Origin of the sequence: Olleya sp. AS48 (assembly GCF_038900355.1) — a bacterium.
Lineage (GTDB): Bacteria > Bacteroidota > Bacteroidia > Flavobacteriales > Flavobacteriaceae > Olleya.
Genome location: NZ_JBBMRD010000010.1, coordinates 39,114 through 53,660 on the forward strand (window position 1 = coordinate 39,114; position 14,547 = coordinate 53,660).

The following is a 14,547-nucleotide window of genomic DNA, read 5'->3' on the forward strand; positions in this document are numbered from 1 at the left end:
CTATTAAATTTCGGCAATAATACTTTCGCCTCCTTTTACTTTTTGGTTTAAGGCAACCTTAATGTTAGTGTCCAAAGGTAAAAATAAATCTACTCTCGAACCAAATTTAATAAACCCAGAGTCTTCTCCTTGGTTAGCAGCGTCTCCTTCTTTAGCATAATTTACAATTCGCTTAGCTAATGCTCCAGCAATTTGTCTATATAAAACTTTACCGTATAATGGGTTATCTACTACCACTGTTGTACGTTCGTTTTCTGTGCTTGCTTTTGGATGCCAAGCTACAAGGTATTTTCCTGGATGATACTTACTATAAGCTACTTGTCCACCAATAGGGTAGCGTGTAACATGCACGTTAATTGGAGACATAAATACACTTACTTGTAAGCGTTTTTCTTTAAAATATTCAGGTTCATATACTTCTTCAATAACAACTACTTTTCCATCAACAGGAGAAACGACTGTGTTGTCATTTAATACGGTTAATCTTTTTGGGTTTCTAAAAAACTGTAGAATAAGGAATAGAAAAACAAAAAGTGTGAAAAATAGTAAATATTGTAACCATTGTAATGCTACAAATTTATCAACAACAACCGCTAAAATTGCCACTAATAGGAAAGTGATTGCAATTATTTTAAAGCCTTCTTTATGAAACATATTTTAAAATTCTTAGAAATAAATAAATAAAAGGAGCTGCAAAAATCATACTGTCAAAACGGTCCATTAAACCTCCATGTCCTGGCATGATTACACCACTGTCCTTTACGTTTGCTTGACGTTTAAATTTGGATTCAATTAAGTCTCCAAGTGTGCCAAATACACTAATTATAATGCTTAGAATTAACCAATTAGTAAAGGTTAAAGTTTCTGTAAATATATGAATAAAATAGCTGGCAATTGAAGCGAAAAATAGTCCGCCTAAAAAGCCTTCAACCGTTTTTTTAGGTGATATACTTGGAAACAGTTTTTGTTTTCCAAAATTTTTACCAACCAAATAAGCAAAGGTATCGTTAATCCAAACCAATATAAAGGATCCTAAAATGTACTCTGGTGTAAACGATCCTTTGTGGTTAGCTATTAGTACTAAAAACACAAAGCCACTAGTTAAATAAAAGGTGGTGATTATAAAACGTTTTGAGCTAAATAGCGGAATTTTCTTTTCGGAAAATAAATCCTTTATTAAAATTAACTGCACAAAAATGGTAAGTACCTGTAATATTTGCGTGGCTTCATCTAGTCCTTTGTTAGAGTTCATTACAAATTGCCAATAGCCAAATACAAAATATAGAATTGTGAATATTATATAAGGTGCGACGCTTTTAAGCTGTATAAGTTTACAAAACTCTATTAAACAAATTAGCCCAAACACAAAAAACAACACGATAAATGCGTGCTGGTTTAATAATGATGCAACAAGTAAACTTACGTATAAGAATCCTGATAGCGCTCTTGTAAGGGTTTCGTTCATAAAACTAAAGGTCTTCTAAAAGCAGCAAATATAAGTTTTTTGTACTGCTTCCGTAAGATAAAAAGTCTTTTTCCTCTTGTAGCTTAAAATGTTTAATAGTTGTGATGTTAGTAGGTATTTTTACACTATTCTTATGCTTTATTTCTCTTAATCCTTCGCCTATGTTTGATATTATTTGACTTGTAGTTGCAAATACTATAACGTTATTAGGGAATTCGTTAAGTTTTTTTTCAGCTAGCTGGTTAGAGCTAACCAATAAAGAGCCATCATTAGCTATTAGGTTTTCGCAAGTGGTTATAAAATAAGTGCATTCTGATAGTTTGTCACTGATTTTAAGTTGAGAAGATTTAAATTTATCTTTCAAGTTATTGTCATAAAAATAAGCAGAATGATCTTCCCAGTTATTTTCTAGTATTATATTGTTTAGGTTGTCGTAAACTTCGTCTAAAGAGTCACAATACAGGAATTTGCCACCATTTTCTTTAAAGTTTATAGTAAAACTTTCGTCAATAGGTAGCTCTTCTTTAGGCATATATTTGCCTCTGTCGTCGGACTTTAGATCCTCCTTTTCTACTTGAGATTTAGAACTAAATAATTTTCTAAAAAGGCTCATTTACACTTTGCTATAATCAGAATTACGTTAATGGGAATATCAAATATAAAAAATCTTAGACTATCAAACGAGATAATCTAAGATTTTTAATACTTATTTGTGTTTTATATACTATTCCTCTTCGTTGTTGGTTGCTGCTTCTTCAATAACAAGTTTAGTTTCATGGTTATCAAATGGGCGTTTACCAAGGATTTCTTCAAGGTCATCTTTAAAAATAACTTCTCTTTCAATTAGTCTTTCTGCTAATTTTTTAAGAACATCTTTTTTAGATTCTAATAGTGTTAAAGCTCTTTGGAATTCAGTTTCAACGATATTTTTAATTTCGTTATCTATTAACTCTGCAGTCTTTTCACTATATGGTTTAACAAAGCCATTTTCTCCTGCTGGATCATAAAATGTAATGTTACCAACCTTTTCATTTAATCCATATATCATAACCATAGCTTTAGCTTTTTTGGTTACGTTTTCTAGGTCACTTAAAGCTCCAGTAGAAATTTGATCAAAGATTATTTTCTCGGCAGCACGTCCACCCATTGTAACACAAATCTCGTCTAAAAACTTGCTTGTTCTTGTAATGTATGCTTCTTGAGGAAGGTACCAAGCAGCTCCTAAACTACGACCTCTAGGTACTATAGTTACTTTTACTAATGGATCTGCGTGTTCTAAAAACCAACTAACTGTTGCGTGTCCAGCTTCGTGATAAGCAATGGTCTTTTTCTCTTCTACAGAGAATAAATTGCTTCGTTTTTCTAAACCTCCTACAATACGGTCAACTGCGTCTAAAAAGTCTTGTTTTTCAACTGCTTTTTTATCTTTTCTTGCAGCGATTAAAGCAGCTTCATTACATAAATTAGCTATGTCAGCACCAGAAAATCCAGGTGTTTGTTTTGATAGAAATTCAATATCTAATCCTTCTGCCTTCTTAAGTGGCTTAAGGTGAACTTCAAATATTGCTTTACGCTCTGTTAGGTTAGGTAAATCAACATGTATTTGTCTGTCAAATCTACCTGCACGCATTAATGCGTTGTCTAATATATCTGCTCTGTTAGTGGCAGCTAATACAATTACATTTGTATTAGTACCAAAACCATCCATTTCAGTTAATAGTTGGTTAAGTGTGTTTTCACGCTCGTCGTTACTTCCTGACATTGCGTTTTTACCTCTAGCTCTACCAATAGCATCAATCTCGTCAATAAATATTATTGCTGGAGATTTTTCTTTAGCTTGTTTAAAAAGGTCTCTTACTCTAGAAGCACCAACACCAACAAACATTTCGACAAAGTCAGATCCAGATAATGAGAAGAAAGGTACTTTTGCTTCTCCTGCAACTGCTTTTGCTAATAATGTTTTACCTGTTCCTGGAGGTCCTACTAATAAGGCTCCTTTTGGTATTTTACCACCTAAGTTTGTGTATTTTGAAGGGTTTTTAAGGAAGTCTACAATTTCTTGAACTTCTTCTTTTGCACCTTCTAATCCAGCTACATCTTTAAATGTTGTCTTAACTTCAGAGTTTTCGTCAAATAGCTTAGCTTTAGATTTTCCAATATTAAAAATCTGTCCACCAGCACCTCCACCACCTCCAGAAGACATACGACGCATTATAAAAATCCATACACCAATTAATAGTATAAATGGAAGTAAGCTAAAAAGTAATTCTCCCCAAGGATTGCTCTCTATTGTAAAGGTTACTTGTGCTTTTTTATCTTGGTCTAAATCCTTGTTGATATTCTCGATTGATTCCTGAAACAACGCTAAGTCTCCAAATTGAAATGAGTAATTTGGCATTTTTGTTGTTGATGGAAAAATAGAAGTAGGTTTAGATTTTTTGTGCACTTCCTTACTTTCAGCTTCTTTTCTTAAATAGATTTTAGCTGTTGTTTCATTTACAATATCTACCTTTTCTACATCACCTTCTTTTAAAAATTCAAAAAACTGTGAAGGCGAGGTTTTATTTTCTGTACTAGCACTACTTCCAAAAATTTGAAGAGCAATAAAGAAAATTATAATTCCTCCATAAATCCAGTATGGACTAAATTTAGGTTTTTTAGGTGCTGCTTTTTTATTTTTATCTGCCATGTAATGTGTTTAATAGTTTGTTTCGATAACAGTAACTTTAGCATCACCCCAAAGACTTTCTATATCGTAATATTCTCTGATATGTTTTTGAAAAACGTGTACCACAACGTTAACATAATCCATAAGTATCCACTCAGCATTATCTTCTCCTTCTATGTGCCAAGGCTTATCCTTAAGTGTTTTACTAACTTTTTTTTGTATGGAATTAACAATAGCGTTTACTTGAGTGTTAGAAGTACCTTCGCAAATTACGAAGTAGTCACAAACCGTATTTTCAATTTCTCTTAAATCAAGAATATTTATTTCTTTTCCTTTTACATCTTCAATACCTTCTATCACTGTAGCGATTAGGGCATCAATATTTGGTTGTTGTTTCGCCATTAATTTAATTTAAATTTGTGCAAAGTTATTATTTTTAAGTTCTTTATACTCTAAAAAAATCATAAGATTTTACAATACGAAGATAATTATTTAATATGCGTATAATCAAACTTAATGCCACCGATTCTACAAATAGGTTTCTTCGCAATCTTAGTTTGGACAGTCCAGTGCAAGATTTTACTACAATTGTGACTAGTCATCAAACAAATGGTCGTGGTCAAATGGGTACACTTTGGCAATCTCAACCCTTTAAAAACCTTACGTTTAGTGTTTATAAAAAATTAAATTTGTTTCCGTTTGAGTCTCAATTTTATATTAGCATGTCAGTAGCTTTGGCTATTATTAAAGCGTTAGAGCAGTTAAATATTCCTAAATTAAGCATAAAATGGCCTAACGACATTTTGTCAGCTAATCAAAAAGTGTGTGGTGTTTTGATTGAAAATGTCATAAAACAAAGCGTTATTGAATCTTCAATAATTGGTATTGGACTTAATATAAATCAGTTAGATTTTAATGGCTTACCTCAAGCAAGCTCTTTAAAAAATGTAACAGGAGTTAATTATGATTTAGATGAAATATTACATATAATCCTAAAACAGCTAGAAATACAATTAGACCTTTTAGGTAAGGATACTAATAGGATAAAATCGCAATACGAATCTTATTTATTTAGAAAAGAAAAACCTTCAACATTTAAAACTGCCGAAGGTTTGTTTTCTGGTATTATAAAAGGTGTTTCTGAGCATGGTTTACTTGAGGTCTTAATAGAAGATCAAGTTTTAAAAACCTATGATTTAAAAACGATTAAGCTATTGTATTAATTGCTTGAGGCATGTTGGTAGCTAAGGTTTCGATAAATTTATTGATAGGTCCTTTTATCATCATAGCCATCATGGCATTAAATTCGCCTTCAAAAGTTAATTGTACTTCACTTTTATTAGCTTCAACTTCAGTGATATTTCCTGTTAACGAAAAATCTATTTTTCCACCAGCTGCACCTAAAACAATTTTGCTGTTTGGTGTCATTTCTTTCTTTTTTAAGACAATTTCTGGCATTCCTTTAAGTGCAAATAAAAATTTGTCTTCACCTAAAACTTCAAATTTACTTATGTTTTCAGGCATTAAGTTTTTAAAGTTTTTGACATCGCTTAAAAAAATAAAGGTCTCTTCTGGAGATTTATCTAAAGTTACTTTAGGGCTTTCTAGTTTCATATTTGTATTTAAGTTATTTAAAATTAATAGTGTTTTATAGTATTGCTATTAATTTAATATCAATTAACGTTCCAAACGCTTGGATTGGCATTCCAGCGACCTAATGTCTCAATTTCTTTTTCAGAGATATAGTTGCTAGATGCAGCTTCCGTTAGTAAACTTTCGTAATTACTTAAGGTGTGTAAAGTGATATTTTCTTTTTCAAAATTTTCTTTTGCTACGTCAAACCCATAGGAAAATATTGCAATCATTCCTTTTACATTTACATTAGCTTCTTTTAACGCTTTGACAGCATTAAGACTGCTTTTTCCGGTACTAATTAAATCTTCAACAACGACTACATTTTGACCACTTTCTATATGACCTTCTATTTGGTTTTTACGACCATGTCCTTTGGCTTCAGGTCTAACATATATAAAAGGTAGCCCTAAATATTCAGCCACTAACATCCCAATCCCAATAGCTCCTGTTGCAACACCTGCAATAACATCTGGTTTTCCGTAATGTTCTTCAATAAATTTACTCATTTCCTCTCTAATATAATTTCTTATTGGAGGATAGGATAGTACAACACGATTGTCACAATAGATTGGCGATTTCCAACCTGAAGCCCAAGTAAATGGATTGCTAGGTTGTAGTTTTATTGCATTTATTTGTAATAAAACTTGTGCTGTTTGTCTGGCAGTTTGCTTGTTAAAAATCATATGGCAAAAGTACAGATTTATTTAATTTTACTTAAAATTAATTTTAAAATAAATTAGCATAAAGTCTCAATGTCATTAATTTTAATATTTTTACCTATTTATAACTAGCTACTATTTTTTATGCAATGCATTTTTGTAAACGATAAGCCTATCTTTTTGACTACTAAGGTGGAAAAAGAAACTGATTTTAAAAACTTTTTACTTAAGGATGTGGATTTGGATTTAGTACTCCATACGCTGTCCAAAAAATCGATAAATTCTGTTAGATTAATTGGACATAGTGACGATAAATTATTAAAATCCTTCAAGAAAAAATTACCAAATGTAGTTGCAGGAGGTGGTAAAGTCTTTAATGATAAAGGTGAAATACTTTTTATATACAGAAATGATAAATGGGATTTGCCAAAAGGTAAAACAGAAAAAAGAGAAACTATAGAAGAAACAGCGATTAGAGAAGTCGCTGAAGAAACTGGTGTATCCAAATTAAAAATTATAAAACCGTTACCTATTACTTACCACATTTTTAAACGAAATGGTAAGTCTAAACTTAAAATTACGTATTGGTTTGAAATGCATTCTTCATTTGAAGGTAATTTATTTCCGCAATTAAACGAAGGAATAACAAAAGTAGAGTGGTTAGATCAGGAGGCTGCATCTGAAGCTTTAAAAAAATCTTATGCTAATATTAAATTATTATTTTAAAACCATATTTTTTTATAAAAAAAACACAGTAGTGTGTTTTGTCCTAGGTATTTAGCATTTTATCTTTTAATGGTTAATTTTATACACTTTAGCCAATATTTTATTGTAGGAGAATTCAGTTAATTATTTTCGCACTTGTAAATGTAATTAATTTAAAACCCTCACAGTATGTATACAAAATTACTTAACCGATTGGTTAATTTTAAAGCAATGCTAGTCTTGTTAGCAATGACTTTTTCTTTTCAATCATTTGCCTTAGAAGACACCTATTGTGGTTCTATTGCAGGCTTTGAATTCTCTAACGGATCGACGACTACAGCAATTAGCCATAACCAATCTTACTACATTAACGATCTTCCAAATAACTTTTACGTTAACTTATTAGTTAGTGGTTACTCACAAAGTGCTAAATTTTATGTTAGAAATTTAGACACAGGACAATGTTATAACGTAAACGAAAATCATTTGCCTTATACTTTTCCAGGAGGAAATGGCGCATGGAACTATGGTTGTGGTAATTTTGAAGTTAAAGCTAAATTGTACAAATACGATAGCTGTGGGACATATTGCGATAGTGAAACTATTAGATTTACTATTACTTGTCAGCCAGAGGAAACATGTGGAGAAATTTCTGGATTTCAGTTTACAAATGGATCTCAAGATGTGACAATAACAAATAATGAAACTTATGCATTAGATGCCCTACCAAATAACTTTTATGTTGACTTATTAGTTGATGGAGCGTCGGAAAGTGCTAATTTAATATTAGTAAACTTAACAACTGGTCAAACATTTAATGTTGGTGAAAACTATACACCTTATACAATTCCAGGAGGAAATGCAGCATGGTGTTACGGAACAGGAGACTTTAAATTAATAGGAAAAATATTTGAAAACAATTATTTTCAAGGGACTTTATGTGATGAAGAGGTTATCTATTTTACAATTGATGAAACAACGTGTAGTCAAATTGTAGGATATGAGTTTTCAAATTTTGCTGACGCTACTGTAGCGATTGTAGATGAAGCAAATTATGATTTAGATAATCTTCCAGCAGATTTTAATATCAACTTATTAACCTCAGGAAATTTAGAAAGTGCATTTTTTACTTTAACTAACTTAGATACTGGAGAGGTATTTACTAAAACAGAAAATGCAATTCCATACACTTATCCAGGTGCAACTAATTCAGTTTGGTCACATGGTTGCGGTACATTTAAAATATGTGCTAGTATTTTTCAAGAAAACTATGCTAGTGGAACAGCATGTGATAACACTTGTGTAACATTTACAATTAATTGTGAAGAGCCTTGTGGTACGATTGATGCGTTTGCTTTCTCAAATGGAACTGATGATTTAACAATCACTGAAGGTCAAACATATAATGTTACAGATTTACCATCAGGATTTGCAATAGCAACTTTAATTACAGGAGCTTCACAAAGTGTTTCTACTACAATTACTAATGTAACCACAGGTGCTTCTGTTGTGGTAACAGATAACACATTACCATATTCTTATCCTACAGCAGCTGCTTGGGATTTAGAAGCAGGTTCTTACCAAATAGTATCTCAATTATTTTCAGAGGATAATGCTTCAGGCACACAATGTGATACGCAATCCATTAACTTTACTTTAGTTGATGTATTAGCTTGTCAAGCTACCTTTGCAGGAACTTCAACGATCTCTAGTGGATTAGCTATAGTTATTCCTGGTGTTGCGTCTACTGTAACAGTTAATTTAAATAACGATGCTATTTTACCTGATGGTTATAGTTTAGCTACAGTAATCACTAAAGGAGATGATTTAACAATTGTTGGGTTTAGTGAAAGCTTAGTATTAGATATTCCAGAAATGGGAGGTTTTTACACAGTACATACTTTAGCTTTTGATCCAGAGACATTAGATTTAAACGATTTAGTATTGGGTACGTCAACTGCTTCTGATGTTTTAGATTTAATAGAAAACAACCAAATATGCGCAGATCTGGATACTGTTGGTAGCCCATTAATGGTGATTGTAACTGGGTCTACAGACAGAAATAGTAGTATAGCTGTTGATCAGGTTAAAGGCAATCAAGCTATTGAAGCACAATTATCTGCAGATATTAGATTGTTCCCTAATCCAGTAGTAACACAATTAAATATTAACGTAGATTTACTTAAAAATGAAGTTCTTAACTACGCTATGATTGATGTTAATGGTAAATTAATACTTACAGGTAAGTTATCTAACAATAGTAATACTATTAATACCTCAGATTTAGCAGCAGGTTTTTATATCCTTAAGTTAAACTCAGAAGTAAGACAACTTACTAAAAAGATAATGGTTAGAAAATAACCAATTACGTTAAATAATAAAAAAACCGTTACAAATTGTAACGGTTTTTTTATGTTTAAAAATTAATAATGCTTTGCTTTAAAACATGTTTTAGCTTTTCTGGCATTTTATTATTTACAGCAAAAGACTGATTTATTTCTACCTCAATGCCTATATAATTGTTTTTAAATTGTTGTCTTAATGCAGTTGTAAAGCCATCGGCTTTTCCTAAATAGGGATAATTAAATCTGACACGATACTCCGGATTTAAAGCTAAAATATTTTTTTTGAATGACATTGCATATTGCTTTTCTTGAATCCTTCTAGAGTCGTATAAAAGACCAATGTCACAGTCTCTTATAGCATTGTTTAAAACAGGTGTAAAAGAATGAATAGACAGATGTATGACACTTAAATTGTTGTTTATGATTGATGCTATATACTTTGTTACAGCTTGCCTGTAGTCATTATAATACGTGTTAATTAGACTTTGTTTCTGTTTTGTTGTCAGTGTTTTTGTGTATGCTGAAAATAAATTTTTATTATTAGTAGACCTATTTAATTCTATTAATAAACGACTTGTAGTACTAAAATTTGAATAATCAGCAATAGGCTTTAAATAATTAAATACATCCAATGCACCTAAGTCATAACCTTTGTGTGTTTTTAAAACTGAAGTATCTAAAAAATAGGGTTTATATTCTAAAGGAATAGCATTGCCACCATGTTCACAAGTAATGACTAATTTCATTTTAATTTATAGGAATAAACATTTTGTTTTCCTCCAAACATGTTGCTAATTGTTTATAAACCAATTCAATATTTTTAACCGAAACATCATGATTCAACGCTTTAACAATTCTGGTTGAAAGCGTACCATGATTAAAAATGACTTCTAATGCGTTTTGGTAGTCCTTCGAAATATTATCTTTTACTAATATATATAGTTGTTGCCACACGTTTTTAACATTAGAGGCTTGCTTTATTCCAAATAACTCAAGGTAATCTAAGTTAGAGATGTTATATGCTTCACCATCTTTAATTACTGCGTTTAAAATAGAAAACAAATCCTGCTTTAACCATTTTTTTTGCTTTTTAAGACTTGTTGTATCTTCATTAGCTAAAAGCTTTAAGACTTCAATTATTAATGCGCAAATAGCAATGTCAGCTTTTGGACACTCTTGAATGTCGACTAGTCTAATTTCTATAGCATTTCGATCAAACCTTGCAATTGCACCACGACTATTTAAAAAATGATGATCTAAAATATTATTTGTGTCATACTTTTTAATGACTTGTTTTATGGGTTCAAAAATGGTAGCGTAGTAATCCGCTTTTGTAAAAACACGCTCTGGTATAACCAATCCAGTCATTTCTGGAATTTCTTTTTGATTGGTTTTATAATATTCTAATCTAGTGTCTTTAAATCCTGTAATTTTACCATCTAAAATAGGCGAACTTGCACATAAACCAGGGATTAGTGGTAAAATTATCCTGATGGCTGCATGTAGTTTTTCAAACTCTTTATCATCATAAAAGGGTAAGTTAATGTGTGTACTTTGCACATTACTCCAACCATGACCTTTACAATCAAAAATCCTGTTGTACAACTCGTAAACTTCACTATAACTGTGTTTCCATAGTTGTGTGTCCTTTAAGGGATTCATAGTAGGATGAGACGCTGTAGGTAGTAGTTTTGTATTTAAAGGTTTTAATAAATCATTTATTTCTATGATGTTTTGATGAAATGCTTCTGCAAGATTATTTAAATCGTTAGTTGGTCCATTCGTTTTAATTTCAACAACATGTCCAACCAATTCATTGCTCCATGCGATAGATCCGTTTTCGATATCAGAAGTTATTTTACCATTTTTTTTAGTAAGTAATACATCCACAATAGGAGCAACTTTAAAGCTGTTAGTGTTTACTAACATATATTCTAGCTCTATTCCGTAAACTTCAAATAAGTGATATTTTTTAGACATAATTATTCTAACCTAGTTTTTAAAGCCTGTAGTATTTTAGTGTAAACTAAATCGCCATAATAGGCATCCTCCACGCCATAGTCTATATTTGGATTGTCATTTATTTCAATAACCATTGGTTTGTTATTGACCACTTTTATATCAATACCATACAAGCCTTTACCCATTAGTTTTGCAGATTTTATTGCCATAGTAATTACATCCTTTGGGACGTCTTCTATAGGCAGGCAATCAGCGTCACCATCTTGATCATTTTTTTTGTCAGCATTCCAGTTATAGATTTGCCAATGTCCTTTAGCCATATAATATTTACAAGCATAAAATGGGACATCGTCGATAATGCCAATGCGCCAATCATAATCTGAAGGACAAAACTCTTGTGCAATAATTAAATCGGACTCTTTTAGCATATCTGTTACCAAGGTGTCATATTCTTTAGCTGTTTTAGCCTTTTTTACTCCAAATGAGAACGTGCTATCTGGTGCTTTTAATACACAAGGTAAACCAACTTGTTCTAAGACTAAGGCTCTGTTTTCCTTGTGGACAATTACTGTTTTTGGAGTCGCAATATGAGCATTGTTTAACGCTTCTGCCATGTACACTTTGTTGCAGCATTTTAAAATTGCTTCTGGGTAATCAATAATAGCGATACCTTCTTGCTGTGCTTTACGCGCAAATGCATAGGCTTCATTATTAACTTCAGTACTTTGTCTTATAAATAAAGCGTCAAAAGAGGACAAACGACTTAAATCTTTAGGCTCTATAATTTCAGCATAAATATTCATCTTTTCAGCAATGTCTATAAACTTTTTTAAAGCTTTTGTATTGCTAGGAGGAGCAGGATCGTTTGGATTGACCAAAATAGCTAAGTCAAAATCTGATGTTGTTAGTTTAGGTGTGTCGTAACGTTTTTTAGCAAAATACTGATTAGCAAAAAGGTTGACACTTTCAAGATGATCACTAGGGATTTCTGATTCTGAAATAGCTTTAATACTTTGTATATTCCACTTATTATTATGATGAAAATTTACGCGTAAAAAAGGAACTTGAAAATGTTTATAAAACAAACTGCTTAGCTCTTTATATTTTTGTGCCACATTTTGACCAAAGTATATACTTAAAGTAAACTCTCTAGACTTAATGCTTTTTAGGCTTTGTTGTATAACATCGTCAAACTCGTCGGAAACTATTTTGACTAGTTTAAGTGTTTTTAAATCTACAATGTTTCTTACTGTTGGAATGGCTAAATGACCTCTAGCTTCGGCTAAAAGCGAGACGTAGTAACCTTTGGATTGGTAACTATAATCTTTGCAAAGATTAAATATTCTTGCTTTTTTTAAAAGCGAAAATTTAGGATTGGTAAGATAATCTTGCGATGAAATTACCGTAATATTCTCAATCGAAAAATGCCATTTTTCTGGTTGATTGACAACAATGTATTTGTTCATTTTATGCGAAGATCGCGATATTAATTTATGTAAAGTTATATTATTTTTAAACTGGTTTTACAAAATGTAAAACCAGTTTAGTTAAATTTTTAATAAATAATTTTGGCTTATTTTTTAGTTAAGCTAAAGATGTCTTTACGTCTGTCTCTTAGGTTTCTAACGCTACCAAACTGGTTAAGTTCGCGTAGTAAATCTATGTCAACATCTGCGATTAATATCATCTCTGTGTTGGTTGTTGCTTCTGCTTTTATTCCATTTGCTGGAAAGGCAAAATCACATGGTGTAAATACCATGGATTGCGCATATTGGATGTCCATGTTATGCACTTTAGGTAAATTACCTACGCTTCCTGCGATAGCTACATAGCATTCGTTTTCAATCGCTCTTGCTTGTGCACAATTGCGTACTCTAGAGTATCCATTTTGTGTGTCTGTTAAAAACGGAACAAATAGGATGTCCATACCTTCGTCTGCTAAAAGTCTACTTAACTCTGGAAACTCAGAATCGTAACATATCAAAATTCCTATTTTACCACAGTCGGTATCAAAAGCCTCTAATTTAGTACCACCTTGCATTCCCCAAACTTTAGCTTCGTCAGGAGTGACATGAAGTTTTTCATAACGCTCCAAAGTACCATCACGTCTACATAAATAGCCTACGTTATATAGTAAATCCCCTTTCATTTCTGGAAAACTTCCTGTAATGATGTTGATGTTGTATGATATGGCTAATTCTGAAAATTTCTGAACGATTTCTTCTGTGTGTTTTGCTAGTTCTCTAATTGCTTCAGACTCTGGTAAATGGTTATTATCTGCCATTAAAGGCGCATTAAAAAACTCTGGAAATAATGCAAAGTCAGATCTATATCCAGATACTGCGTCAACAAAGTATTCGGCTTGTTGCATTAATTCTTCTAAATCTTTATACAAGCGCATTTGCCACTGTATAAGACCTAATCGTACCACTTTTTTCTTGGTAGCAGCTTTTTTAGATGGTTTTTGATAATAAATATTATCCCACTCTAATAGTACAGCAAACTCCCCAGAATCTTTGTCACCTTCTAAATAGCCTTTCAAAACTCTTAATGGGTGAAAGTCGTTTGAGATTTGAAAATTTAAAACTGAGTCATGAATTTCTTTTCTTTTTACCTTATCCATGTACTCCTTAGGTGTCATTTCGTTTTGGTAATTATGAAAATTAGGAATACGACCGCCAAAAACAATACCTCTTAAGTTAAGTTTTTCACATAACTCTTTTCTGTAATCATATAAACGTCTACCTAAGCGTAAACCTCTAAATTTAGGTTTAATAAATACATCAATTCCATATAATACATCACCAGATTTTGTGTGTGTATTAAAAGTATAGTTACCAGTAATATCCTCGTAGGTATGCTCTGCTTCAATCCTGTCATAATCAACTATTATAGACAAAGCACAACCAGCGATTTGATTGTTAATTTTAATAACAACTTGTCCTTCCGGAAACTTGTCAATTAAAGTTTTAATTTGATTTTCTCTCCAATATAGATTAGGCATAGATTTATATGCTTCTTGCATTGCTTCTTTTAACTCTTGATAATCATCTAAAGTTAGATATGCTAATTCTATATTTTCAATGTCTTGTGGATTCATTTTTATTT

14 protein-coding genes are annotated in these 14,547 nt (G+C 31.6%); 3 read left to right on the top strand and 11 right to left on the bottom strand.

Going from position 1 to position 14,547, the window contains the following annotated elements; translation table 11 throughout:
* Nucleotides 1–3: 3 nt before the first annotated feature.
* The 5 genes from WNY60_RS12340 to rsfS form a co-directional block, all read right to left on the bottom strand.
* On the bottom strand, nt 4–654 hold the full coding sequence (locus WNY60_RS12340; RefSeq protein ID WP_145000990.1) for a phosphatidylserine decarboxylase family protein: 651 nt from the start codon (nt 652–654) through the stop codon (nt 4–6).
* Entirely contained in the window at nt 644–1,465 is an 822-nt protein-coding gene (locus tag WNY60_RS12345; protein ID WP_145000989.1) for a phosphatidate cytidylyltransferase, read from the bottom strand. The genes WNY60_RS12340 and WNY60_RS12345 overlap by 11 nt, the downstream gene beginning before the upstream one ends.
* Nucleotides 1,466–1,469: 4 nt before the next feature.
* Nucleotides 1,470–2,078 (bottom strand): LUD domain-containing protein, encoded by a 609-nt coding sequence (locus tag WNY60_RS12350; protein WP_145000988.1) that lies wholly within the window; start codon nt 2,076–2,078, stop codon nt 1,470–1,472.
* Nucleotides 2,079–2,189: 111 nt separating this feature from the next.
* The gene (ftsH, locus tag WNY60_RS12355; protein ID WP_145000986.1) at nt 2,190–4,154 is read right to left on the bottom strand and encodes an ATP-dependent zinc metalloprotease FtsH; all 1,965 of its coding nucleotides are present in this window, start codon (nt 4,152–4,154) and stop codon (nt 2,190–2,192) included.
* A gap of 9 nt (nt 4,155–4,163) precedes the next feature.
* Complete coding sequence (gene rsfS / locus WNY60_RS12360; RefSeq protein ID WP_028283834.1) at nt 4,164–4,535, bottom strand: ribosome silencing factor; 372 nt, start codon at nt 4,533–4,535, stop codon at nt 4,164–4,166.
* 95 nt (nt 4,536–4,630) lie between these two features.
* Here rsfS and WNY60_RS12365 point away from each other — a divergent pair, with 95 nt between their 5' ends.
* A complete protein-coding gene (locus WNY60_RS12365; RefSeq protein ID WP_342862555.1) occupies nt 4,631–5,356 on the top strand; it encodes a biotin--[acetyl-CoA-carboxylase] ligase in 726 nt (241 codons plus the stop codon).
* On the opposite strand, the gene WNY60_RS12370 is transcribed toward WNY60_RS12365, so the two are convergent.
* Together WNY60_RS12370 and pyrE are read right to left on the bottom strand one after the other, a co-directional pair.
* On the bottom strand, nt 5,340–5,747 hold the full coding sequence (locus WNY60_RS12370) for an SRPBCC family protein (RefSeq protein ID WP_145000982.1): 408 nt from the start codon (nt 5,745–5,747) through the stop codon (nt 5,340–5,342). The genes WNY60_RS12365 and WNY60_RS12370 overlap by 17 nt on opposite strands.
* A 59-nt stretch (nt 5,748–5,806) precedes the next feature.
* Nucleotides 5,807–6,451 carry an orotate phosphoribosyltransferase gene (gene pyrE / locus WNY60_RS12375; protein WP_145000980.1) on the bottom strand — a complete coding sequence of 215 codons (645 nt, stop codon included), beginning with the start codon at nt 6,449–6,451 and terminating at the stop codon, nt 5,807–5,809.
* A gap of 120 nt (nt 6,452–6,571) precedes the next feature.
* Here pyrE and WNY60_RS12380 point away from each other — a divergent pair, with 120 nt between their 5' ends.
* Nucleotides 6,572–7,153, top strand: coding sequence for an NUDIX domain-containing protein (locus tag WNY60_RS12380; RefSeq protein WP_145000978.1), 582 nt, complete (start codon nt 6,572–6,574; stop codon nt 7,151–7,153).
* Between the two features lie 168 nt (nt 7,154–7,321).
* A complete protein-coding gene (locus WNY60_RS12385) occupies nt 7,322–9,493 on the top strand; it encodes a T9SS type A sorting domain-containing protein (protein ID WP_342862556.1) in 2,172 nt (723 codons plus the stop codon).
* A gap of 55 nt (nt 9,494–9,548) precedes the next feature.
* On the opposite strand, the gene WNY60_RS12390 is transcribed toward WNY60_RS12385, so the two are convergent.
* The 4 genes from WNY60_RS12390 to WNY60_RS12405 form a co-directional block, all read right to left on the bottom strand.
* A complete protein-coding gene (locus WNY60_RS12390; RefSeq protein WP_339808479.1) occupies nt 9,549–10,223 on the bottom strand; it encodes an N-formylglutamate amidohydrolase in 675 nt (224 codons plus the stop codon).
* Between the two features lies 1 nt (nt 10,224).
* Entirely contained in the window at nt 10,225–11,457 is a 1,233-nt protein-coding gene (locus tag WNY60_RS12395; protein ID WP_342862557.1) for a glutamate-cysteine ligase family protein, read from the bottom strand.
* A gap of 2 nt (nt 11,458–11,459) precedes the next feature.
* Nucleotides 11,460–12,905, bottom strand: coding sequence for a RimK family protein (locus tag WNY60_RS12400; RefSeq protein ID WP_339808476.1), 1,446 nt, complete (start codon nt 12,903–12,905; stop codon nt 11,460–11,462).
* Between the two features lie 107 nt (nt 12,906–13,012).
* A complete protein-coding gene (locus WNY60_RS12405) occupies nt 13,013–14,539 on the bottom strand; it encodes a bifunctional GNAT family N-acetyltransferase/carbon-nitrogen hydrolase family protein (protein WP_145000968.1) in 1,527 nt (508 codons plus the stop codon).
* Between the last annotated feature and the right edge of the window lie 8 nt (nt 14,540–14,547).